Consider the following 23646-nt stretch of genomic DNA (forward strand, 5'->3'; position numbering starts at 1 on the left):
CTGTATCCGCCACGCTTAGAGGTCGCGGACGGTGGCGACGACGGGGGCGCCCTTGCGGCGCTTCTTCGGCGCCTCGTGGGCCTGGCCTCGGATGCGCACCCAGGTGCCGGGGTCGTCCGGCATCGCGTGGACCATGGACCAGCCGGTGGGCACCTCCGGCGTGGTCCAGCCGTAGAGGGCTCGCGCGTCCTTGGGGGCCAGGTTGATGCAACCGTGGCTCACGGGTTCGCCGAAGCGGTCGTGCCAGTAGGCGGTGTGCAGGGCGAAGTCGCCCTCGAAGAACATGGTCCACGGCACGGTGGCCACGCGGTAGCTGGCCTTGCCCATGGTGCCCGTCATGTCCGCTTCCGCGAACTTCACCCAGATGCGGAAGAGGCCTTCCGGCGTGTCAGTGCCCGGTTTGCCGGAGGAGATGAGCGTGGCGTAGACAGGCCGGTCGCCCTCGTAGGCGATGAGCGTCTGGGCCTCCAGGTCCACGTCCAGCCAGCGCGCCCCGGGCTCCACGATGGACGGGGACGCCAGCGACCACGCGACGTGCAGGTCGTCGCGCGCCACCCAGTGGTCCTCGGCGATGCGGACCCACTGGCCGTCGGGGGACAGCTCGCGCACGGAGACGAGCGTGCGCGGCGGGAGGGTCGTCTCTCGTTCCGCTCGCGCGTCCGGGGCCTTGCGCACCACCACGTCGGTGCGGGGGGCGGAGCGGGACTGGGCCCAGCCGAAGGGCATGGGCAGGGACGCGAGCGCCTCCGCGTCCAGGCCGCTGAAGTCGGAGGGGCGGTGTTCGCGCAGCACGCGCGCTTCGAAGTACTGACCGTCGGAGGTGCGCCAGAAGGTGCGACGGCCGACCTTCACCTGGCCCAGGAGCTTCACGGTGACGGAGCCCTTGAGCAGCACGCCCTGCTTCTTCCGGCGGGCGAGCGCAAGGCTCGGGTAGGCCCGCACACGGTGGCCCACCACGCGCGCGTAGACGCCGGGGGTGAGCGCGCCCTCCTCCACGCGGGGCAGCGGGCGGACACGGGGCTCGCGGAAGTTCTGTTCCAGGTAGCGCTCGCAGACCCAGCCACGCGGTTGCAGTTGCACCCAGGTGTCGCAGTCTGGCCCGCGCATCGCGCCCTGCCACTTCACGCGCATGTCCTGGGCCACGGTGCCCAGCGATGGCGAGTCCTGCCGGGGCTCGGAGCGCACCGCGATGGAGCGGCGCACACGCAGCGAACCCGCGTCCGGCGCGTACGGGATGGCGTAGGGCTCCATGCCCGCGTCCACTTCCTCGGGGGGGGCTTCAGCGACCGAGTCCTCGTCACCATCGACGCCCGTGATGGGCGTTGCCGGGGGCGGACCGTTGGTGTCGGTCCCTGCGTTCGCGACAGGCACGTTCGGGTCAGAGCCCATGGCGACGTCAGGCGAACCCGGAGCGCTCCCACCATCGAGATTCTGCGCGAGGGCATCCGTATCGGTCGCGGTGGCGTCGTCATCCGCGTCGATCAACGGCTCACCATCCGGCCCCAGCTCCAGCACGGGGACCTCGGACTCGGTGATGACCTGCGGCTCCTCTTCGCCGGGCAGGGCTTCGCTGTTCGCGCCGCCGGAGACGGATTGAGACAGCGAGGGCTCCAGCGATAGCGAGAGCGCACTGCCCGCGTCCTCCGGCTCCTCCATGACGCCCAACAGGGCCGGCGCGGTTGCATGCGTGACGCCACCGTCATCGGAGGGCTCGGGCGCGGTGGCCTGCCATGCGGAGCGGAGCGCCTGTGCGGACTCCGTCGGCGCGGCCTCCGCCTCGGGCGCGGGGGCCTGTGCCGTCACGGTGCCCGCGTCCACCGGCGCGGCGGGCACAGGGGGCTCCACCGGAGCGCACGCGAAGAACAACAGGGGGAGTCCGAGGGGGAACCAGCGGCGGCGCATACAGGCCGCAACGGTACGGGTCCCCGCTGACATCCTCAACGTCGGCTCAGGTGCGATCTCCTGCGCGCGGAAGCGCGTGGGTGGGCAGGGCTTGCGCCCTGAACGGCGATTGCCACGAACGGCGGAAAGGCGCCTCCGCGGATCAGCTCCGCCCCTCCGCGGGCGGCATCCCTTCGGGCGACTCCGGCGCCTCCAGGAGCTTGTAGAGCGTCTTGCGGTCCACGCCCAACAGGCGCGCGGCTTCGCTCTTGTTGCCGCCCACGTGCTGGAGCACGTGCGCCGCGTAGCGCCTCGACAGCTCCGCGAGGCTCGGCAAATCCCCCGCGAGCCCCGTCAGCCGCTTGGGCGCGTCACCAATGGGCTCCGGGAAGTCCGGCGGCCCCAGCACGCCCGTCACGTTCAGCGCGAGCGCCCGCGCCATCACATTCTCCAACTGCCGCACGTTGCCCGGCCAGTCGTACACCGTGAGCCGCGCCATCGCGTCCGCCGTCACCACCGGCCTCACCCCACCCCTCGCGTGCAGCGACGCGAAGTGCTCCACCAAGGCAGGAATGTCCTCGCGCCGCTCACGCAGCGGCGGCAGGTGCAGGTGCACCACGTCCAGCCGGTACAGCAGGTCCTCGCGGAACAGCCCCTCCGCCACCCGCGCCTTCAAGTCCTTGTTCGTCGCCGCCAGCACCCGCACGTCCACCTTCACCGGGACGCTCTCGCCCACGCGGCGGATCTCCCCCTCCTGGAGCACGCGCAGGAGCTGCGACTGGACCTTCATGCCCACGTCGCCAATCTCGTCCAGGAACAGCGTGCCGCCGCTGGCCTCCTCGAACAGGCCGCGCCGCGCCCCCGACGCGCCCGTGAAGCTGCCCTTCGCGTGGCCGAACAGCTCGCTCTCCATCAGCGACTCGGTGATGGCGCCGCAGTCCACCGGGATGAACGGCCCGGACGTGCGCGCCGAGCGCTTGTGCAGCGCCCGCGCCACCATCTCCTTGCCCGTGCCCGTCTCACCCGTAATCAGCACCGGCACGTTGCTGGTCGCCGCGCGGGCCACCTGCTTGTAGACCTCCAGCAGCGCCTGGCTGCGGCCCACCAGCGACGTGCGCTCCACCTGCTTGCGCAGCGTGCGGTTCTCCTCCACCAGCCGCTTCTGCTCCAGCGCCCGCTTCGCCACCCGCATGATGGCGTCCACGTCGAACGGCTTGGACAGGTAGTCGAAGGCGCCCAGCTGGATGCTGTCCAGCGCGCCCTCGATGTTGCCGAACGCCGTCACGACAATCACCGGCGTGTCCGGCAGGTTCGACTTCACCGTCTGGAGCACCTTCAGGCCGTCGCCCGGGTCGGGCATGGCCATGTCCGTGAGCACCAGGTCGAAGGACTGCTCACCCATCCGCTCCGCCGCGCCCTTGGGGTCCGGCGCTTGCGTCACCGGGCCCAGCACGCCCAGCAGGCGCTGGAGCAGGTCCCGCGCATGCGGATCATCATCGACGACGAGGATTCGGGCTGTGCTCATGAGGCCTTGCGGATGGAGTGGGCGTCGGACTCCACCACAAGCGGCGCCGGAGTGCGCGCCACACGTGCGAACCGCACGCGGATCCGCGTGCCCTTGCCCTCTTCTGAATGAACCGTGAGCGTCCCGCCGTGCGCCTCCACCACGCGCCGGGTGGTGGCCAGGCCCAGGCCGTGCCCCGGAATGCCCCGCACCTCCGCGGCCCGGAAGAACGGCTGGAACAGCGACGCCTGCGTCGCCGCGCTCATCCCCAGCCCGTTGTCCGTCACCTCCACCACCGCGTCCGTCCCCTCCGTCGCCACCCGCACCTTCACGCGCGGATCCGGCCGCCCCGCCGTGTACTTCACCGCGTTGGACAAGAGGTTGCGCGCCACCACCTGGAGCAGCTGCGCCGGGCAATCCACCAGCACGCCCGGCTCCAGCTCGCGCTCCAGCGACACACCCAGCGCCGTCGCCGTCTGGCTCACCTCCAACAGCAGCGTGCTCACCGCCGTGTCCAATTCCCCCATCGTCCCGTCGCCCCGCGTGCCCGCGCGGCAGAAGCGCAGCAGCGCTTCAATGAGCTCCCCCATGCGCACCGCGCTGGATTCGCACTGCGAAATCATCTCCAGCGCGCCCGGGTCCTTCACCGCGCCGGAGCGCCGGATGAGCGTCAGGTAGCCCTTGAGCGGGGACAGCGGCCCCATCAGGTCGTGCGCCACGCGCCGGGTGAACGCATCCAGCTCCTGGTTGTGCCGCCCCAGCTCCTCCAACTGCCCCTGGATGGTGGCGTCCTGGCGCTTGAGCAGGGAGATGATGTGCCAGCCCACCAGCATGGACAGCAGGATGGCCAAGAGCGTGGTGGCCGCGCCCAGTGCCGTGTTGCGCACCCGGAGCGTGCCCAGCCGCCCCACCAGCACGCGCGCGTCGGACGCGTTCTCCGTGGCCAGCTGTCCCGCCAGCTGGTCCACCTCCGCCGCCAGGGGACGGATGCTCTCCACCAGGTGGCGCCGGGCGCGCTCCGCGTCGCGCTGCCGTGAGAACACCGCCGCCGCGCGCACCTGATCCGCCAGCCCCTGGCACGCGCCGTTGAAGCGCAGCCATATCTCCTTCTCGCCGGGCGGCAGGTGGCGCATGTACGCCTCCGAGGACTGCCGGATGCTGCCCAGGATGTCCTCCATCACGTCGTCGGCTTCCTTGCGCTCGGCGTCGCCGCTGGAGCGCACGTGCGCCTCGATGGCGGACTCCAGCGACATCACGTCCACGCGGATGCGGCCGATGAGGCTCGCGCGCTCCAGGGCCTCCAGCACCAGCGCGTCCACCTGATGCCCGGTGCGCACCTCCGTCCAGAGCATGAAGCCGATGACGCCCGACAGGAGCATCACCACGAAGAAGAAACCCGCGCGGTATCCACGGATGGGGGTCCGCGAGTTCATCGCCACGGGCACGCTCCTTGGGTCGACAGAGGAAGAACCAGCAGGCGCCCGGGTACGGACGCCCACGCGAAACTCACGGCACCGGCCTGGCCGCCTCGGTGGAGGTGGCGCCCGGCAGCGGCGGCTGGGTGCGCCGCCGCGCGCGCTCCAGCGCGGACTCGTACCAGACGTCCGACAGCTCTTCGTGCAGCGCCGCCAGCTCGCGCTGCCGCGCCAACAGCTGCGCGTTGTGCTCCTCCAGCGTGTGGCGCTCCGTCTCCAACCGCGCCAGCTCTTCCGTGGCGGTCGCGCGCGCCTGCTCCGCCTCCGCGCGCGCCTGCTCCGCCTCCGCGCGCTCCTGCGCCAGCTCCTCCAGCGCGGACTCCAACGCCGCCAGCTTCGCCGCCAACGCCTCGGTGCGCTCGCGCTCGGCCTGGTACTCGCGCTGCCAGCGCTCCGTCTCCGACACCTGGGCCTGGAAGCGCTCGGGGGGAATGGTGGCGGCGCATCCCACTCCCAGCCACGCCACACTCCATGCCACCAGCAGGTGCCGCATACGCCATCTCTCCCGACACCTGGCCGCGCGATATGCACGACGAGGACGTCCGGGCTTCATGCTCCCCTTCATGTCCCGGCGCGTGGCGCTCGGAACGGAAGGTTGCCGTGCAGCTTGCAGAAGAGCGCCGTTGCCGTCAAAGCAACGTGCGCCTGCCTGGGGAGCTTGCACCCATTGTTGCAATCGCAACTGAGGAGTTTCTCCCCATGGCGGATCCGCTCCTACCTGGAGAACCCCGCGAAGTTGCTTGAAACCGGTGCTGGCACGGCGGGTGCTCAAGGGTCATGGCATCAACCGATGCAATTCCGCGTCGGCGTGTCGTCCCCGGAGCCATCCATGAAGACCGTCATCGTCGCCGCCCTCTTCGCCGCCACCACCGCGTTCGCCAACACCCCGGCTCCCGCCGCCGCCCCCGCCGCGCAGCCGGCTCCCGCCGTCGAGGCGAAGACCGAGGCCGCCGCCCCCGCCCCCGCGGCGCAGGGTGAGATGAAGGCCGAGACCAAGACCGAGACCAAGACCGAGGGCAAGGCCGGCAAGAAGGGCACGAAGACCAAGACCGAGAAGAAGACCACCACCGAGACGAAGACCGAGGGCTGATCCCTCTCTTCACTCGTGCCCTGTCCGCCTCCAAGGGACGGACAGGACGCGGTCCCGGCAGGGGCGCTCTCCTCACGAGGGCGCCCCTGTTGTCGTTTGTGCGTGGGAGCGGAATCGTTGCCACTCCAGCGGCCTTCAACCTGTTGCATGTGAGCGGGCTCCACGTGACGGCGAGTGAATAAACAAACCTCCGTCCCCCTCTAGAGCCGCGATGACGATGCCCGGCGCACTCCAGCGCGGGCCGTCTGTCACGAATCCGAGCCCATCATCATGAAGACCTTCCTCGTCGCCGCCCTGTTCGCCGCCTCCGCCGCCATCGCCTCCCCGCCGCCCACCAAGGCGCCCACGGATACGCGGGGCCCGGTCAATCCCCCCGCGACCGGCACCCTCGAGACCCCCACCGGCGACGGCATCCAGGCCGACCCGCACGCCCCCGCGAAGACCGAGGGCAAGACCGAGGCGGCCACCGAGACCGCGCCCTCCGGCCGCACGGAGACGATGATGCAGGGCACCGACGGCACCAAGAAGCCCGTGAAGGCCCCCGCCTCCAAGAAGTCCGCGCAGTAGTCCGCCGCCCTCCTCCAAGGGACGCACCACACGCCGTGCCCGAGCAGGGGCGCTCTCTTCACGAGGGCGCCCCTGTTCGCGTTTCCGGGCCCCGCAACGCTCCGACTCTCCTCTTCTTGGGTTTCCAGTAAAACCACCATTTGACAGGAACAGAGGAATCCTGCATAACGGGACATGTGTGGATGACAGCTCATCCACGACAGGAAGGGGTGACCCCCTCCCCCCCTTCAAGCGAGACGGTCATGGTGGAAGCGTTCACGAAGGTGTCCGAAGCGTCGCGGTTGCTCCTGGATAAGGGCCTGTGCCCGGCCACGGGTTCGGATGCACTGGGCATGGTGGCCCGGCCGCTGAAGGTGGACCGCGCGTGCCTCTTCGAGAACCGGACCACGAACCTGGCGGGCCGGTTCATGACGGACCTGCGCTACGCCTGGGCGGAGCCGGGGGTGGTGTCCCCGCTGGCGCACCCGGTGCTGCGCGCGCTGCCGATGCGCGACTACGCCATGGCGTGGGCGGACATGCTGGAGGCGCAGATGGTGGTCTCCTGCACCACCAAGGAGGCGCCGCCGATGATGCGCGAGCTGCTGGAGCGCCAGGGCGTGCAGTCCGTGCTGCTGTGCCCCATCGTCCCGGCCAAGCAGTGGTGGGGGTTCGTGGCGTTCGAGGACTGCCGCCAGGCCCGCCTGTGGCGCCCGGAGGAGATTTCGCTGCTCAAGTCGCTGGCGCGGGCCGTTGGCGCGTCGGTGCGGCACGCGAACATGCGCTCCTCGCTGTCCCAGGTGCGCACCAACCTCACCAGCGTGCTGCGCCCCGTCGCCGGGGATACCTGAGCCGACACCCGAGCCGAGCTGGGGAGCCCATTTGGGGCTCCCACGGAAGGTGGCTTCACCCGGGTCATGGCCGCCCGCCCACCCGGCGAGCGGGAGGGGGCCGGAAGGGCAGCTGGGGAGCGGTAACGCGGCGCCCCGTTTCTGCTACCCTCGCCGCCCTGTTCCCCGCCCATGTCCTCGTTCGAGCCCACTGCCATCAGTCGTTCCCGGCCTCCTGACCTCGTCAGCGGCTACCGCCTGGAGAAGCTCGTCGGTGCCGGCGGCATGGGAGAGGTCCACAAGGCCACCCAGCTGTCGCTCGGCCGCACGGTCGCGGTGAAGCTGCTGAACCCGGATCTGGCCAAGGACCCGTCGTTCATCGCGCGCTTCCAGAAAGAAGCCGCGGCGCTGGCGACGCTGAGCCACCCCCACGTCGTCGCCATCGTCGACAAGGGGAAGACGGACAACACCTATTACCTGGTGATGGAGTTCGTGGACGGGCCGTCCCTGCGCGAGCTCATGCGCAACCCGTCCATGGACACGCCGGCACTCCTGCGCCGGATGCTCGAAATCTGCCGGGCCATCGAGTACGCGCACGGCCGGGGCGTCATCCACCGCGACCTGAAGCCGGAGAACATCCTGCTGGATCAGCAGGCCGGCGGCATCGCGAAGGTGTCCGACTTCGGGTTGGCGTCCTTCCTGGATGACGCGTCCGCGGCGTCGCGCTTCGCGCTCACGTCCACGCACGTGTCCATGGGCACCATCTCGTACATGGCGCCCGAGCAGCGCGTGGACGCGAAGAGCGCGGACGCGCGCGCGGACATCTTCTCCCTGGGCGTCATCCTCTACGAGACCTTCACCGGCGAGGTGCCGCTGGGCACCTTCGATCCGCCGTCGCGCAAGCGCGCGGGGCTGGACGCACGCGTGGACGCCATCGTGATGCGGTGCCTCAAGCCGGATCCGGATGAGCGCTATCCGTCCGTGACCGCGCTCATCGCGGACCTGGAGCCGCTGGTCCCCGGAAGCCTGCTGTCCATGCCGCCCTTGCGGCTGACGCGCTGGCAGCGGGCGAAGGCCTCGATGCGCCGCGCCGCGCGCGTGACCGCGCAGACGGCCGCAGGGGTGACGGTGCTGGCCGCGGTGGGCGTGCTGGGCGTGGCGTACAACCGCAGTGGCCAGGTGCGCGTCCAGCCGCCGCTGCCGGGCAAGGCCATCATGGCCAAGGAGCTGTCGGGCTCGCCCCGCAACGGCCCGGGCCGGGTGGAGGACGTCACCCCGGACAAGCGCCGCGTGACCATGGGGGACGGCCCGGACCTGCCGCAGATGCTGGTGGCCGGCCGCACGCTGAACTTCGAGAACAAGACCCTCGTCTTCCCCCCCGTGGACGACGATGCGGCGTCGCGCGTGGGCCGCGCGCGCGTGGACGTGATGGGGTTGGTGGGCGGCGTGGCCCGGCTGACCGCGCGCGTGCGCGCGGAAGCGCCGCCGGCCACGTGGAAGCGCCGACTGAAGGAGCTCTGGGACGGCCCTCCGCCGGAGCCGGTGGCCTCGCTGGGGCTGATGGGCCGGGACGGCCGCTACGTCACGCTCGTGCACCACGGCGCGGGCGCGCCGCTGACCCTGGAGTGGTCCCTGGGTGAGCGCAGCGGCGCCATGCTGGGCCTCGCACCCACGGAGAACGAGGTGCGGCTGGAGCTGTTCGTCACCGAGGACGGCGTGATGCAGGCCTTCGCCGGCCAGGGGAAGGACCAGCGCCCCATCGCGGAGCCGCTGAACCTGGGCCCGGACTGGCAGGCCCACTTCGGCGAGCTCCCCGCGCCGACCATCGGTTGCATCGAGGGCACGTGCACCGTCGAGGGGCTCACCTACACGGTGGACAAGCCCGCGCCCGTGACGGAGGCCCCCTCCACGCCGGTGGTCGTCGTCCCGCAGCAGCCGCCCCGCACGGTGGCCGCCAACACGGTGCCGGCGAAGGCGGTGGTGGCCAAGAAGCCCGCCCCGCCGCCGCCCCCGGTCAAGCGCCCGCCGGTCAAGGCGGCCCCCGCCAAGCCCGCGCCGAAGCGCCGCTAGGGGAGCGGCCGGGGTCGGCCCCGGACATCCACCTCAAGGGGAATATGGCCTCTCCGGGGGGATTGCATTATCCCTCGGCTCCCCTATGCGCACCTTTCGCAGCGGCCTGACCGCGCTCGCCCTCGTCGCCGGCCTCACCGGCTGCCCCCGGCCCTCCTCCGTCGTCGCGCCCCATGTGCTCGAAACCGCCGCAGAGCGGGCCGGCCAGGCTGACGCGGAGGCGCGCACGCTCGCGTTCGCGGGCTTCCACGCATACCTCGTCGCGGGTGACGCGAAGCTCGCGCAGCAGCGCTTCGACGCCGCCGTGCAGAAGGACCCCGGCGACCCGTACGCCCTGCAGGGCCAGGCGCTGCTGGCCCGGCGCAATGGCCAGTCCGACCGCGCGCTCGCCGCGTCGCTGGAATTGGTGAAGCGCGCGCCCCGCCACCCGGTGGCCGTCATCGCCGCGCGCTACGTGCTGGACCGCGTAGGCACCTCGCGCGCGGAGGACGACACCATCCTGAAGGGCGTGGACGCCGCGCTCGCCGCGGGCGCCCGAGGTGAGACGGCCTACCTGCTGCGCGCCGCGCGCCTGTCCGTGGCGAGCCTGCGCGCGGACACGGCCACCCAGGCCCAGACGCTCAAGGACCTGGGCGGCGCGAGCGAGGCCACGCTGGTGGGCCCCTTCTCCCCCTTCCACGTGCTGGCCATCGACGAGCCCATCCCGCCGGAGAAGGACGGCTCCTTCGCGGGGCCCTTCACGAGCGCGTACGGTCCGCTGGCGGCGCGCACGCTGCGCTCGCCGGACGGACGGCTGGACCTGGGCGGCGAGCCCGGCCACGGGGACATGTACGCGCTGGGCATCGACGCGGAGGTGACGCAGCCCGGCCTGTACATGCTGCGCACGGTGAGCCAGACGTCGCACCGCGTGCTGATGGACGGCGCCCCCGTGCTGGAGCGCCGCGACTGGGCGCGCACCGCGTCCACGGTGAGCGTGCGCGCGCTGGAGCTCCCCGCCGGCAAGCACCGCTTCGTGGTGAAGATGTCCCGCGACAACACGCAGGGCGGCCTCTCCTTCGCGCTGGCGAAGGCGGACGGAAGCCCCTCCGGCGTGCGCCTCACCGCCGCCACCGGGCCCGCGCCGCGCTGGAACGCGAGCGCCCCGGGCCAGGTGGAGGCCCCGGACATGTACCCGGGCGCGGAGGACCTGGCCCAGGCGCTCCAGGGCGAGGCCGGCGAGACGCTGAGCATCTTCCTGGCAGTGCGCGACGGACTGGCGCGCGACCTGGACGGCACGCACCGGCTGATGGCGAAGCTGGAGGCGACGACGCCCGCGCTGCTCACCCTGCGCGCGGAGCAGGCCGCGCAGGACCGGGGCATCCCGTCCAAGGTGGCGCGAGGCCGGGCCACGCGCGACCTGGAGGCGGCGCTGGCGAAGGACCCGGGCAACGTGGCCGCGCTGCTGCTGCGCGCGGACCTCTTCCTGGATGACGGCCAGCCGGCCACCGCGCTGGACACGCTGAAGACGGCGCGCGACGCGGTGAAGCCCGCGGGCTTCCCGGTGCACATCCTCCAGGCCCGCGCCGCGCTGGCGCTGGACGTGGACGCGCAGGCGGAGGTGGCCCTGGCCTCGGCGCTGGAGGCCCAGCCGGGCCTGTGCGAGGCGCTGGGGCTGCAGTCCTCGCTGGCGCGCCGGCGCGACGCGGTGGCCCGCACCGACGAGCTGGTGAAGGCCCAGGAGGGCTGCCCCGGCGCGGACGCGCGGCGGGTGGACCACCTGCGCACGCGCGGCGACCTGGACGGCGCGGCCAAGGGCTACACGCAGCTGCTCGCGCAGGACCCGGACAACCTCACCACCGCCGCGGCGCTCTCCAGCGTCTACGTGAGCCAGCGCCGCTACGACGACGCGGCGAAGGTGCTCCAGACGCTGGCCACCGTGTGGCCGCGCAACGCGGAAATCCTCAAGCGGCTGGCGGACGTGCGCGAGTACGCGGGCCAGGGCGCGGAGGCGCTGAAGCTGCGCGAGCAGGCGCTGAAGCTGGACGGCACGGACCTGTCGCTGCGCCGCGCGGTGGAGCGCGCGAAGACGGGCAAGGAGGTGCTGGCGGCGTACGCCATCGACGGCAAGGAGGCGCTGAAGGCCTACGAGGCGGCGCCCGTGACGGGCGGCAGCGCGGCGGCGTACGTGCTGGACGCGGCGGCGGTGCAGGTCTACCCGGACGGCTCGCTCGTCAACCGCATCCACACCATCCAGAAGGCGCTGGAGCAGTCCGGCGTGCAGGAGATCGCGGAGGTGAACATCCCCCGCGGCGCCCAGGTGCTGGCGCTGCGCACGCTCAAGGCGGACGGCCGCGTGCTGGAGCCGGAGAACATCGAGGGCAAGGACACCATGAGCCTGCCCGGCGTGCAGGTCGGTGACTCCGTGGAGGTGGAGTACCTGCTGCCCGAAAGCGACCGCGGCCCCGCGCAGCCGGGCTTCACCGCGTCCGCGTTCTACTTCCAGATCGCCAACCAGCCGAACGCGTGGAGCACGTACACGGTGGTCGCGCCCAAGGGCAGCGGCATGAAGGTGGACGCGCACGGCATGAAGGCGCCGCCGCCGGAGGTGAAGGGCGACGTGGAGGTGTTCCACTACGACGCGCGCCGCGTGCCGCCGTTCATCCCGGAGCCGGACGCGCCGCCGTCTGGCAACGAGTACCTGCCCTTCGTGATGGTGGGCGCGGGAGAGACAGGCAACGACGGGCTGGCGCGCGTGTACGGCGACGCGTTCCAGGACCGGTGGATTCGCACCTCGGAGGTGGAGGCGTTCGCGCGCCAGGCCACGGAGGGCAAGAAGGGCCTGGAGGCGGTGAAGGCGCTGCACGCCGCGGTGATGAAGCGCTTCTCCGGCCGCGACGCGAGCCTGGCGCAGTCCGCGGCCTCCACCGTGGCGCAGGACCGCGGCAGCCGGCTCACCGTGATGAAGGCGGGCCTGGAGACGCTGGGCATCCCGTCGCGCGTCGCCGCCATCCGCACCTTCAACACCGACCCCGCGCCGTACCTCTTCCCGGCGGACGCGCTGCTGCCCTACGCGGCGCTGCGCGTGGAGGTGCCGGGAGAGCAGCCGGTGTGGCTGGACACGTCCGTGCGCTACGGCCCCTTCGGCGAATTGCCGGAGACCGCCATGGGCGAGCGCGAGGCGTACCTGCTGCCGGAGCCCGGCAAGCCCCTGCAGAAGGTGAAGACGCCGCCGCTCAAGCCGCGCGCGGGCAAGGACGTGAAGCTCACGCTGGAGCTGGGCGCCGATGGCAGCCTCAAGGGCCAGGGCGAGGAGACCTACTCCGGCTTCGAGGCCGCTCAAATCGCCGAGGCCTTCGAGCAGCTCTCCGCGGAGAGCCGCAACCAGGCGCTCCAGGGCGCGGTGTCGCGCTACTTCGGCGGCGCGGAGCTGTCGTCCGTGAAGCTGGAGCACCAGGAGGTGGTGGGCGCGCCCTTCGTGCTGCGCTACGCGTTCACCGTGCCGCGCTTCGGGCGCATGGAGGGCGACAGCCGCATGGCGCTGGGCCCCCTCACCTTCCCCGCCCTGCTGGGCCGGCGCTACGTGCAGCTGTCCACGCGCACCACGCCGCTCTACATCGACGACACGGAGGCCAGCCGCACCAACGTCGCGCTCACCCTGCCCCAGGGCTGGAAGCTCAGCGACCCGCAGACGGGCCTGAAGGTGGACAGCCAGTTCGGCCACTTCACCCGGTCGGAGAAGCAGGACGGACGCACGCTCAGCATCTCGGAGTCCTTCAACCTGCCCCGCGCCCGCGTCAGCCCGGCGGAGTACGAGAAGTTCTCCGGCTTCGCCGGTGACGTGGACCTGCTCCAGGTGCGCGAGCTGTTCCTCGTGAAGCAGTAGTCCCCGCGCCGCTTCCGCGCACCCGTCAGGGGTGCGCGGAGCCGGGCGCGGACGCCTGCCTAGGGCTGCTGGAAGATGGCGACGGTGGGCGTGCCGTCTTCACTGATGTAGCCGCGGTACATGCCGCTGGAGTTGAAGGGCATGGCCACGTGGCCCTGGCGGTCCATGGCGATGACGCCGCCCTCGCCGCCGGCCTTCACCAGCACATCGTTGACGACGTAGCTGGCGGCCTCCGGCAGCGGGAGGTCCTGGTACTCGACGCGGGCGCAGATGTCGCGCGCCACCGTGTAGCGGATGAAGAACTCGCCGTGGCCCGTGGCGGAGACGGCGCAGCGCTCATCCGCGTAGGTGCCCGCGCCGATGATGGGCGCGTCCCCCACCCGGCCGAAGCGCTTGTTGGTCATGCCGCCCGTGGACGTGCCCGCCGCGAGGTTGCCGTCCATGTCCAACGCCACCGCGCCCACCGTGCCGAACTTGTGGTCCCCCGTGATGGGGTCCACGCCCGGCGTCAGTGATGAGCCGGGCTGCGGCTGCGCGGGCGTCACCGGCTGCGGCGCCGGGGGCTGCGCCGACGCGGGCGGCTGCGCGGGCGTCACCGGCTGCGCGGGCGTCGCGGGCGACAGGCCCTGCGTGGACGGCTGCCCCTGTTCCGCGGGCGGTGCCTGCTTCGCCTTCTCCTGCTCCAACGCGCGCTGGAGGCCCTGCCAGCGCTCCTCCGTGAAGAAGTACTTCGCGTCCACCAGGGGCATGCCCTGCGACCGAGCGAAGGCCTCCGCCCCGTCGCCCACCATCATCACGTGCGGCGACTTCTCCATCACCAGCCGCGCCAGGTCGATGGGGTTCTGGATGTGATGGACACCGGCCACCGCGCCGGCCATGCGAGTCTTGCCGTCCATCACCGCCGCATCCAGCTCGTTCACGCCGTCGTGGTTGAACACCGCGCCCTTTCCGGCGTTGAAGTACGGCGAGTCCTCCATCACGCGGATGGCCGCCGTCACCGCGTCCATGCTGCGGCCCCCCTTCGCCAGCACCGCGTGCCCCGCCTGGAGCGCTTCGGTGAGCGCGGCGCGCATCGCGGCCTCGCGCTCCGGGGTCAGGTTCTCGCGCGAAATCACGCCCGCGCCGCCGTGGATGACCAGCCCCCACTTCGGCTTCACGCGCGGCGGCGCGTCCGTGCGCAGGGCCGCCTCGTCACGCGCGGCGCCCGCCTGTGAGGACGTGGCGCAGCCCAGCGGGGCCAGCAGCAGCGCGGTGCTCGCGAGCAGGCCGCGGTGCATCCGGGAAGAGAACGAGGGGGACATGCCGTGCGCCTCCAAAAAGGGGCCCGCGCTCAGGCGGGCTGCCTTTGTCGTAGAGCCGTTCCCCCAAGGCGTCCAGCGCCGCTGCGTGCCGCGCCGCACCAGCCAGCGGGAAGGCATCACTCCGGGCGCCTGCCTGCCCGCCTGCCCTCGGCTTCCCCTCCCGGAAGGGCATGTGCACCGTGCAGGTTCGGGTTGTAGGGCATGCCCAGACATCGGGACATTGGGAGGACAGGGCAATGAAGAAGCTGAAGGGGATGAAGGTGGCCGTGCTGGCGGCGGATGGCTTCGAGCAGGTGGAGCTGACGCGGCCGGTGAAGCGCCTGGAGCGCGAGGGCGCGCACGTCACCATTGTCTCCCTTCACAAGGGCCGCATCCGAGGCATGAACCTGCTGGTTCCCGGCCGCAAGGTGCGCGTGGACGCGACGCTGCGCGACGTGAAGGCCGCGGACTTCGACGCGCTGCTCCTGCCCGGCGGCTTCATGAACCCGGACTTCCTCCGGCAGAGCGCCCTGGCGCTGGACTTCGTGAAGGACGCGGACCTGTTGGATCAGCCCATCGCGGTCATCTGTCACGGGCCATGGCTGCTCGCGTCCGCGGGGCTGCTGGAGGGCCGCCACCTGACGTCCTGGCCGGGCATCCGCAACGACATGGAGAACGCGGGCGCGCACTGGACGGACGAGCCCGTGGTGCGCGACGGCAACTGGGTGTCCAGCCGGGGGCCGCACGACCTGCTCGCCTTCGAGCACGCGTTGGTGGAGCTCTTCGCGGAGCGCATGTCGCCCGCCATCGCCCGCCGCTCCACGGCGGAAGCCGCGCCGCGCTGGCCCCGGTGGCTCGCGGGTGGGCTCGCCGCCGCGGCCACGCTGGGCCTGGTCGCACGGGGCCGCAAGGCCCTGGTCTAGGAGACAGGGCCCGGCGATTTCACATCCAGCCCAGCTGGAGCCGCGCCACGTCCGACATGCGGCTCTGGTCCCACTGCGGCTCCCAGACGAGCTCCACGTTCGCCTCCTTCACGCCGGGCAGCGCGGACACCTTGGAGCGCACGTCCTCCACCAGCACCTGCCCCATGCCGCAGCCGGGCGCCGTGAGCGTCATCTCGATGTCCACGCGCTGACCGCCCTCGTCCAGCGGCGTGGCCTTGCACGTGTACACCAGCCCCAGCTCCACGATGTTCACCGGGATCTCCGGGTCGTAGACCGTGCGCAGCTGCTCCCAGACCTGCTCCTCGTGAAACTCACCGAGCGTGACGCTCTCATCGGCCGTCTTCGCCTTGGCGGCGTACTCCTCGCCCAGCACGTCCGCGTTCTTCTCGTCGATGCGGAACAGCTGGCCGTACGGGTCCTGCACCGTGACGTTGCCGCCCAGCGTCTGCACCACCGTCAACTCCGAGCCCGCCGGCAGCAACACCTTGTCCCCGCTGGGGATGAGCATCGCGTCCACGTCGCGCTCGATGACCGTCATCGCGCCTCGCATGACCCCTCCCTACTCCGTCGACACCGACGTGGAGCGGCCGTCCAGCGCCGCGTTCAGCGTGTGCCACGCCAGGCTCGCGCACTTCACCCGGGCCGGGAACTCGCTCACGCCCGACAGCACCGCGAGCTTGCCCAGCGACTCCACGTCCACCTTGTCCGGCCCTTCGGTCACCAGCGTGTGCACGCGCTCGAAGAGGGCCTGCGCCTCTTCCCGCGTCTTGTCCTTCACCGCGCCCGTCATCAGCGACGCGGACGCCTTGGAGATGGCGCACCCCTGGCCCTGGAAGCCGATGTCGCGGATGACGCCGTCCTCCAGCTTGAGCGTCACGGAGAGCTGGTCGCCGCACAGCGGGTTGTAGCCCTCCGCCGCGCAGGTGGCGCCCTCCACCACCCGGAAGTTGCGCGGGCGCTTGGAGTGCTCCAGCACCACCTCCTGGTACAGGTCCTTGAGGTCCGAGCTCACGCGAACACCTCCTTCACCTTGTGCAGGCCCTTCACCAGCGCGTCCACGTCCTCACGCGTGTTGTAGAGCGCCAGCGACGCTCTCGCCGTGGCCGCCACCCCGAAGCGCTGCATCAGCGGCTGGGCGCAGTGGTGTCCGGTGCGGATGCAGATGCCCTCCTGGTCCAGGATGGTGCCCACGTCGTGCGGGTGGACGTCCTCCAGCGTGAAGGACAGCACGCCCGTCTTGTGCGGCGCCGTGCCCACCAGCTTGAGCCCCGGCACCGACTGGAGCGCGTCCGTCGCGTACGCGAGCAGCCACTGGTCGTGCTGGGACACGTTCTCCATGCCCACGGCCTCCAGGTACCGGATGGCCGCGGCCAGCCCCACCGCGCCCGCCATGTCCGGCGTGCCCGCCTCGAAGCGGTGCGGCACGCGGTTGTAGACGGTCTTCTCCATCGTCACGGAGAGGATCATGTCCCCGCCGCCCTGGTATGGCGGCAGCGACTCCAGCATGGACAGCTTGCCGTACAGCACGCCGATGCCCGTGGGCCCGAAGAGCTTGTGCCCGCTGAAGGCGTAGAAGTCACAGCCCAGGTCCTGCACGTCCACCGGGAAGTGCGTCACCGACTGCGCCCCGTCCACCAGCACCGGGATGTTCCTGGCGTGCGCCTTCGCCACCAGCTCCTTGATGGGGTTCACGGAGCCCAGCGCGTTGGACACGTGCGTAATCGCCAGCAGGCGCGTCTTCTCCGTGAGCAGCGCGTCCACGGTGTCCATGCGCAGCTCGCCACGGTCGTCCACGGGAATCACGCGCAGCTTCGCGCCCGCCGCGTCGCACACCATCTGCCAGGGCACGATGTTGGAGTGGTGCTCCATGGCGGAGATGAGCACCTCGTCCCCCGGGCCCACGTGCTTGCGGCCGTAGGTGGCGGCTACCAGGTTGATGGCCTCCGTGGTGCCGCGCACGAAGATGACCTCGCGCACGTCCTTCGCGTGGATGAAGCGGCGCACCGTCTCGCGAGCGTCCTCGAAGGCCTGCGTGGCGCGCTCGGAGAGGATGTGCACGCCCCGGTGCACGTTGGCGTTGTCGTGCGTGTAGAAGCGCGTCAGCGCGTCCAGCATCGCCTGCGGCTTCTGTCCCGTGGCGGCGCTGTCCAGGTACACCAGCGGCCGGCCCCGCACCTCCTGCCGGAGGATGGGGAAGTCCGCGCGCACCCGCGCAAGGTCGAATCCAGGCCCGCTCATCCCATCACCTCCGCCGTCCCCGGCAGCTTCTCCGCGAGCAACGCCTCCACCCGCGCACGCACCGGACCCTCCGGCACCGCGCGCACCAGCTCGCTGGCGAAGGCCTGCGTCAGCATCCGCTCCGCATCCACCTTCGGGATGCCGCGCGAGCGCAGGTAGAACAGCGCGTTGTCATCCAACCGGCCCACCGCCGTGCCGTGGGCGCACTTCACGTCGTCCGCGAAGATCTCCAGCTGCGGCCGGGCGTCCACCTGCGCGCCCTCGGAGAGCAGCAGGTTGCGGCTCTGCTGGCTGGCGTCCGTCTTCTGCGCGTCCTCGCGCACGCGGATCTTCCCGTGGAAGGTGCCGCGCGCGCGGTCGTCCAGCACGCCCTTGTAGAGCTCGCGGCTGGAGCAGTGCGGCACCGCGTGGTCCAGGTCCGTGCGGTTGTCCAGGTGCTGCGTGCCCCGGCCCACGAACAGGCCGTTGAGCACGCACTCGCCGCCCTCACCCGCGAAGGCCGCGTGCACTTCATTGCGCGCTAGCGCCCCGCCAAAGGAGAACGCGTGCGACTGGAAGCGGCTGTCGCGCCCCTGCCGCGCATACAGCCCGCCCAGGTGCACTGCGGTGTCACCCTCCGCCTGGAGCTTGAAGTGGCGCAGGCTGGCGTTGTCCCCCAGCGACACCTCCGTCACCGCGTTGGTGAACGTCGCGCCCGAGCCCAGGCCCGCGTACGTCTCCACCAGCGTGGCCTCGCTGCCCTCGCCCGCCACCACGACGATGCGCGGACTGGCCAGCACCGGCCCGTCGCCGCCGCGAGCGAGGAACAACAGCTGCACCGGCACCTCGCTCAGGGCCCGGGGCGCGAGCGTGAGCAGCGCGCCCTCCTCCAGCAGCGCCGCGTTGAGCGACGTGAAGGCATGCGCCGACGGCCGAGCACGCTGGCCCAGCGTCTCCTGCAACAGCGCTCCGTCCTCGCGCAGCGCCTGCGACAGCGGCTTGAGCACCACACCGCGCGGCAGGCCGGCGAGCACCGACAGCGCCGGCACGAAGCGCCCGTCCACGAACACGAGCCGGGGACCGGGCAGCGCCAGCCGCGCCACCGCCTGCGCCACGTCCTCGCCCGCGGACACATCCCGCACGGGCTGGAACGGGTGCGACGACAGCGTGGCCACGGGCGTGTACTTCCACTCCTCGTCCTTGGACGTGGGCAGGCCGCGCGCCTGGAACTGGCTCAAGCCCTCTTCACGCAGCGCCTGGAGCCATGCGGGGGCGTCTCCGCGCGCCTGGAAGGCCCGAGCCACCTCCACGTAGTGGGACGCGCTCATGGCCGCGCCTCCTTCGCCTTGGCCGCGCTGCCCTCCCCGCCAATCCAGCCGTAGCCCTTCTCCTCCAGCTCCAGCGCCAGCTCGCGTCCACCCGAGCGCACGATGCGGCCCGCGGCCATCACGTGCACGTGGTCCGGCACGATGTAGTCCAGGAGCCGCTGGTAGTGCGTAATCATCACTATCGCCCGGTCCTTCGAGCGCAGCGCGTTCACTCCGCCCGCGACGATGCGCAGCGCATCGATGTCCAGGCCCGAGTCCGTTTCATCCAGCAGCGCCAGCCGGGGCTGGAGCACCGCCATCTGGAAGATCTCGTTGCGCTTCTTCTCTCCGCCGGAGAAGCCCTCGTTCACGGAGCGGCTCATGAACGCCGCGTCCATCTGCACGAGCTTCGCCTTCTCCTTGGCCAGGGAGAGGAAGTCCATCGCGTCCAGCTCCTCCTCGCCCTTGGCGCGGCGCTGCGCGTTGAGCGCCGTGCGCAGGAAGTGCAGGTTGCCCACGCCGGGAATCTCCACCGGATACTGGAACCCGAGGAACACGCCCGCCTTCGCGCGCTCCTCCGGCGGAGTCCCCAGCAAATCCTTGCCGTCGAAGCGCACGGTGCCCTTCGTCACTTCGTACGTCTCACGCCCCGCCAGCACGCTCGCGAGCGTGCTCTTGCCGGAGCCGTTGGGCCCCATGATGGCGTGCACCTCACCGGCGCCCACCTCCAGGTTGATGCCCTTCAGGATGTCCTTGCCGCCCACGCGGGCGTGCAGGTCCTGGATGCTCAGCAACGACGCCATCACCCGACGCTCCCTTCCAGACTCACACCCAAGAGCTTCTGCGCTTCCACCGCGAACTCCATGGGCAGTTCCTTGAAGACCTGACGGCAGAAGCCGTTCACGATCATCGACACCGCGTCCTCCTGCGAGATGCCGCGCTGCCGGCAGTAGAAGAGCTGGTCCTCGCCAATCTTCGACGTGGACGCTTCGTGCTCCACCTGCGCGGTCGCGTTCTTCACCTCGATGTACGGCAGCGTGTGGGCGCCGCACTCGTCACCCAACAGCAGCGAATCGCATTGCGTGTAGTTGCGTGCGTTCGCCGCGCTCTTGAGCATCTTCACCAGGCCCCGGTACGTGTTCTGCCCGCGGCCCGCGGAGATGCCCTTGGACACGATGGTGGACCGGGTGTTCTTCCCGATGTGCACCATCTTCGTGCCCGTGTCCGCCTGCTGCCGGTGGTTGGTGAGCGCCACCGAGTAGAACTCGCCCACCGAGTCATCCCCCTTGAGGATGACGCTGGGGTACTTCCACGTAATCGCCGAACCCGTCTCCACCTGGGTCCACGAAATCTTGGCGCGCTGGTGCGCGATGCCGCGCTTGGTGACGAAGTTGTAGATGCCGCCCTTGCCTTCCGCGTCGCCCGGGTACCAGTTCTGCACCGTGCTGTACTTGATGGACGCGCCGTCCAGCGCCACCAGCTCCACCACCGCCGCGTGCAGCTGGTTGGTGTCGCGCATGGGCGCGGTGCAGCCCTCCAGGTAGCTCACGGAGGCGCCCTCATCCGCGATGAGCAGCGTGCGCTCGAACTGGCCCGTGTCCGCCGCGTTGATGCGGAAGTACGTGGACAGCTCCATGGGGCACTTCACGCCCTTGGGCACGTAGCAGAACGAACCGTCGCTGAAGACCGCGGAGTTGAGCGCCGCGAAGAAGTTGTCGGAGAAGGGCACCACCGTGCCCAGGTAGCGCTCCACCAGCTCCGGGTGCTCACGCACCGCTTCGGAGAACGAGCAGAAGATGACGCCCGCCTTGTAGAGCTTCTCCCGGAACGTGGTGGCCACCGATACGGAGTCGAAGACGGCATCCACCGCGACGTTCTGCAGCCGCTTCTGCTCCTCCAGCGGGATGCCCAGCTTCTCGTAGGTGCGGAGGATTTCGGGGTCGACCTCCGACAGGCTGTCCTTCTTCGGCTTCTGCTTCGGCGCCGAGTAGTAGCGGATGGCCTGGTAGTCGATGGGGTGGTACTTCACCGCCTGCCACGAGGGCTCCTTCAGCGTGAGCCAGTGGCGGTACGCCTTCAGGCGCCACTCCAGCATGAAGGCCGGCTCGTTCTTCTTCGCGGACAGGACGCGGATGACGTCCTCGTCCAGGCCGGGCGGCAGCGTGTCCGCCTCCACCTGGGTGACGAAGCCCGCCTGGTAGCCCTTGCGGGTGAGCTCCTGGATGGTTTCGGTGGTGCTCATGAGCGGACTCCCGTGACGGAAGCAGGCGCGCTGACGGACGCCGGCAGGCCCAGGCCCACCAGCCGCTCCGGCATGCGGGGCGCGGGCGCGCGCAGGTCCGCGAGCGTCAGCTTCCCCAGCGCTTCCTGGATGGCTTGATTGATGAGGCGCCAGTGGCCCCGCACCTGGCAGACGGACTCCAGCTCACAGGGCCCGGCCGGCTTGCCCTGGTGCTGGCCACACTCCGTGAGGGACACCGGCCCCTCCAGCGCGGACACCAGCTCCGCCAGCGAGATGGCCTCCGCCGGACGCGCCAGGCCGTAGCCGCCGCTCGCGCCCCGGTGCGACACCACCAGCCCTGCTTGCAACAGGCCCTTCAGGACCTTGCTCGCGGACGGAAGGGCGACATGCGTGCGCGCCGCCAGCTCTCGCGTGGTGCGGGTTTCCCCGTCCGCGCGCGCCAGCTCGGTCATCAGCACGATGCCGTAGTCGGTCATCTTGCTCATCCGGAGCATGTGGGGGTGTCTCCTTTGGCTGTCCGCGGGCCCGATGCCCGCGACGGCCTCTTATGTAATGTGGACCTATTTAGTCCACATTCAAATCCAGAGCGCTTCCCTGCCCGTCACGTCGGGTGCGGGTTCGCCGCACTCCACCGGGCAAGCTAGGGTGGAGCCATCCGTTTTTTTGAGTCCGTCTCCCCCCAAGGCGCCCCACCGAGGAGCCCACCGATGCGCCGTCCCCTCCCCCTCCTGCTCACCGCGCTGGCCCTGGCCCTGGTGGGTTGTGAGAAGAAGTCCGCCCCGGCCCCCGCGCCCGCGCCCGCCACGCAAGAGGGTGGCGCCACCGCCGCACCTCCGGGGCCTCCGCCGGCGGGCAGCATCCTCATTGGCGAGGTGGGCAGCCTCACCGGCTCCGAGGCCACCTTCGGCATCTCCGCGCGCAACGGCATCGACCTGGCGCTGCAGGAGGCCAACGCCGCGGGCGGTGTGCGCGGCCAGAAGCTGGTGGTGCGCGTCTACGACAGCCAGGGCCGGCCGGAGGAAGGCGCCCAGGCCGCCACGCGGCTCATCGCGCAGGACAAGGTGGTGGCGCTCCTGGGTGAAGCTGCGTCGTCCGTGTCCATGGCCATGGCGGACAAGGCGCAGACGGGGAAGGTGCCCATGATTACGCCCACCTCCACCAGCCCGGAGGTGACAAAGAAGGGCGACTACATCTTCCGCGTCTGCTTCATCGACCCGTTCCAGGGCCTGGTGATGGCGAAGTTCGCGCGGGAGAACCTCAAGCTCAACAAGGTCGCGGTGCTCACCGACAACAAGAGCGCCTTCTCCGTGGGGCTGGCGGAGGTCTTCAACCAGAAGTTCAAGGAGTTCGGCGGCACCATCGTCGGCAACGAGAGCTACTCCAAAGGCGACACGGACTTCCGCGCGCAGCTCACTTCCATCAAGAACCTGAAGCCGGAGGCGGTGTTCGTCCCGGGCTACTACACGGACGTGGGCATCATCGCGAGGCAGGCGCGCGAGGTGGGCCTGCGCGTGCCGCTGCTGGGCGGTGACGGCTGGGACTCCGACAAGCTGTACGAGCTGGGCGGCTCCGCGCTGGAGGGCAGCTACTTCTCCAACCACTACTCGCCGGACAACCCGGACCCCGTCGTGCAGAACTTCCTCACGAAGTACAAGGCCGCCTACGGCGCGGTGCCGGACAGCGTGGCGGTGCTGGCGTACGACGCCGCGCGCCTGCTGGTGGATGCGATGAAGCGCGCTCCGGACACTTCGGGCCCCGCGCTGCGAGACGCCATCGCGGCCACGAAGGACTTCCCGGGCGTGGCGGGCACCATCAACCTGGACGCCAACCGCGACGCGGTGAAGCAGGCCGTGGTGATGAAGGTGGAGGGCGGCAAGGCGGTGTTCGTCACCACCGTGAAGCCGTAGGCCGCCTCACCCGCTTCCGGCCGCCCGTCCCCGACGTCAGGGGATGGGCGACTGGATGATGTAGTAGATGGACTGGAAGTAGGTGTTGAGGGCCCGCAGCAGCTGGATGAGGAACGGCCAGCTCAGCACGGTGAAGCCGAAGAACGCCGCCGTGATGACGCCGTACTCCGACATGGCCTGCCCGCGCTGGAGTGCCTGCTTCAGGCTAGTGCGCGTGTTCTTCACCGGGCGCCTCCATCGTCGTGCCGCCGCTCTTGCCCGTGCGGCACTTGTTCACGCACTTGTCCTTGGCCTGGCCGGCGACCTTCGTGCAGTAGGGCTGGGCGTTCTTCGCCTTCTCCTTGCACACCTTCTCGAACTTCATCTTGTCCTCCGCGCAGCGGCGCTCGCAGCTGACGCCGGCGAAGGCCTGGCCTCCCCACAGCAGCGCGCCCACGCCCAGCGACAGGACCCACATCCGCTTCGTCGAAAGGTTCATCGTCCGCTCTCCGCGT

21 protein-coding genes are annotated in these 23646 nt (G+C 70.8%); 7 read left to right on the plus strand and 14 right to left on the minus strand.

Annotation, left to right across the window (positions count from 1 at the left end; all coding sequences use genetic code 11):
* Window positions 1–15 precede the first annotated feature (15 nt).
* The 4 genes from D7X30_RS06210 to D7X30_RS06225 all read right to left on the minus strand — a co-directional run bounded on the left by D7X30_RS06210 (window position 16) and on the right by D7X30_RS06225 (window position 5353).
* Window positions 16–1902: a L,D-transpeptidase family protein gene (locus D7X30_RS06210; RefSeq protein ID WP_120561929.1), complete on the minus strand. Its 1887-nt coding sequence runs from the start codon at window positions 1900–1902 to the stop codon at window positions 16–18.
* A 142-nt stretch (window positions 1903–2044) separates the two neighbouring features.
* On the minus strand, window positions 2045–3406 hold the full coding sequence (locus D7X30_RS06215) for a sigma-54 dependent transcriptional regulator (protein ID WP_120561930.1): 1362 nt from the start codon (window positions 3404–3406) through the stop codon (window positions 2045–2047).
* A complete protein-coding gene (locus tag D7X30_RS06220) occupies window positions 3403–4818 on the minus strand; it encodes an ATP-binding protein (protein ID WP_120561931.1) in 1416 nt (471 codons plus the stop codon). Before D7X30_RS06220 ends, D7X30_RS06215 begins: the two co-directional genes overlap by 4 nt.
* A gap of 73 nt (window positions 4819–4891) precedes the next feature.
* Window positions 4892–5353, minus strand: coding sequence for a hypothetical protein (locus tag D7X30_RS06225; RefSeq protein ID WP_120561932.1), 462 nt, complete (start codon window positions 5351–5353; stop codon window positions 4892–4894).
* A 336-nt stretch (window positions 5354–5689) separates the two neighbouring features.
* On the opposite strand from D7X30_RS06225, the gene D7X30_RS06230 reads away from it, so the two are divergent.
* From D7X30_RS06230 to D7X30_RS06250, 5 genes are all read left to right on the plus strand, one after another.
* On the plus strand, window positions 5690–5950 hold the full coding sequence (locus tag D7X30_RS06230) for a hypothetical protein (protein ID WP_120562571.1): 261 nt from the start codon (window positions 5690–5692) through the stop codon (window positions 5948–5950).
* Window positions 5951–6220: 270 nt separating this feature from the next.
* Window positions 6221–6517: a hypothetical protein gene (locus tag D7X30_RS06235; protein WP_120561933.1), complete on the plus strand. Its 297-nt coding sequence runs from the start codon at window positions 6221–6223 to the stop codon at window positions 6515–6517.
* Between the two features lie 242 nt (window positions 6518–6759).
* Window positions 6760–7344, plus strand: coding sequence for a GAF domain-containing protein (locus tag D7X30_RS06240; protein ID WP_120561934.1), 585 nt, complete (start codon window positions 6760–6762; stop codon window positions 7342–7344).
* Between the two features lie 171 nt (window positions 7345–7515).
* Window positions 7516–9393, plus strand: a complete 1878-nt coding sequence (locus tag D7X30_RS06245) for a serine/threonine-protein kinase (RefSeq protein WP_120561935.1) — start codon at window positions 7516–7518, stop codon at window positions 9391–9393.
* Between the two features lie 85 nt (window positions 9394–9478).
* Window positions 9479–13255: a tetratricopeptide repeat protein gene (locus D7X30_RS06250; protein WP_120561936.1), complete on the plus strand. Its 3777-nt coding sequence runs from the start codon at window positions 9479–9481 to the stop codon at window positions 13253–13255.
* Between the two features lie 59 nt (window positions 13256–13314).
* Here D7X30_RS06250 and D7X30_RS06255 read toward each other — a convergent pair whose 3' ends face one another.
* Window positions 13315–14556, minus strand: coding sequence for an isoaspartyl peptidase/L-asparaginase family protein (locus D7X30_RS06255; protein WP_199724192.1), 1242 nt, complete (start codon window positions 14554–14556; stop codon window positions 13315–13317).
* 236 nt (window positions 14557–14792) lie between these two features.
* Here D7X30_RS06255 and D7X30_RS06260 point away from each other — a divergent pair, with 236 nt between their 5' ends.
* A complete protein-coding gene (locus D7X30_RS06260; protein ID WP_120561937.1) occupies window positions 14793–15458 on the plus strand; it encodes a type 1 glutamine amidotransferase domain-containing protein in 666 nt (221 codons plus the stop codon).
* 19 nt (window positions 15459–15477) lie between these two features.
* Here D7X30_RS06260 and sufT read toward each other — a convergent pair whose 3' ends face one another.
* The 7 genes from sufT to D7X30_RS06295 are packed head-to-tail and all read right to left on the minus strand — an operon-like array spanning window position 15478 to window position 21739.
* Entirely contained in the window at window positions 15478–16029 is a 552-nt protein-coding gene (gene sufT, locus D7X30_RS06265; RefSeq protein WP_120561938.1) for a putative Fe-S cluster assembly protein SufT, read from the minus strand.
* Window positions 16030–16038: 9 nt separating this feature from the next.
* Entirely contained in the window at window positions 16039–16491 is a 453-nt protein-coding gene (gene sufU / locus D7X30_RS06270) for a Fe-S cluster assembly sulfur transfer protein SufU (protein WP_014393962.1), read from the minus strand.
* On the minus strand, window positions 16488–17717 hold the full coding sequence (locus D7X30_RS06275) for a cysteine desulfurase (RefSeq protein ID WP_120561939.1): 1230 nt from the start codon (window positions 17715–17717) through the stop codon (window positions 16488–16490). The genes sufU and D7X30_RS06275 overlap by 4 nt, the downstream gene beginning before the upstream one ends.
* Window positions 17714–19024, minus strand: a complete 1311-nt coding sequence (sufD, locus tag D7X30_RS06280; RefSeq protein ID WP_120561940.1) for a Fe-S cluster assembly protein SufD — start codon at window positions 19022–19024, stop codon at window positions 17714–17716. Before sufD ends, D7X30_RS06275 begins: the two co-directional genes overlap by 4 nt.
* Entirely contained in the window at window positions 19021–19806 is a 786-nt protein-coding gene (gene sufC / locus D7X30_RS06285) for a Fe-S cluster assembly ATPase SufC (protein ID WP_120561941.1), read from the minus strand. The genes sufD and sufC overlap by 4 nt, the downstream gene beginning before the upstream one ends.
* Window positions 19806–21245 (minus strand): Fe-S cluster assembly protein SufB, encoded by a 1440-nt coding sequence (gene sufB / locus D7X30_RS06290; RefSeq protein ID WP_120561942.1) that lies wholly within the window; start codon window positions 21243–21245, stop codon window positions 19806–19808. Before sufB ends, sufC begins: the two co-directional genes overlap by 1 nt.
* Window positions 21242–21739, minus strand: coding sequence for an SUF system Fe-S cluster assembly regulator (locus D7X30_RS06295; protein ID WP_120561943.1), 498 nt, complete (start codon window positions 21737–21739; stop codon window positions 21242–21244). Before D7X30_RS06295 ends, sufB begins: the two co-directional genes overlap by 4 nt.
* A gap of 213 nt (window positions 21740–21952) precedes the next feature.
* Here D7X30_RS06295 and D7X30_RS06300 point away from each other — a divergent pair, with 213 nt between their 5' ends.
* Window positions 21953–23152: an ABC transporter substrate-binding protein gene (locus tag D7X30_RS06300; RefSeq protein ID WP_120561944.1), complete on the plus strand. Its 1200-nt coding sequence runs from the start codon at window positions 21953–21955 to the stop codon at window positions 23150–23152.
* Between the two features lie 36 nt (window positions 23153–23188).
* On the opposite strand, the gene D7X30_RS06305 is transcribed toward D7X30_RS06300, so the two are convergent.
* Both D7X30_RS06305 and D7X30_RS06310 read right to left on the minus strand, forming a co-directional pair.
* Window positions 23189–23326: a hypothetical protein gene (locus D7X30_RS06305; RefSeq protein ID WP_233591422.1), complete on the minus strand. Its 138-nt coding sequence runs from the start codon at window positions 23324–23326 to the stop codon at window positions 23189–23191.
* A 31-nt stretch (window positions 23327–23357) separates the two neighbouring features.
* Window positions 23358–23630: a hypothetical protein gene (locus D7X30_RS06310; protein ID WP_120561946.1), complete on the minus strand. Its 273-nt coding sequence runs from the start codon at window positions 23628–23630 to the stop codon at window positions 23358–23360.
* Window positions 23631–23646: the final 16 nt, after the last annotated feature.

The organism is Corallococcus sp. AB011P (assembly GCF_003611605.1).
Lineage (GTDB): Bacteria > Myxococcota > Myxococcia > Myxococcales > Myxococcaceae > Corallococcus > Corallococcus coralloides.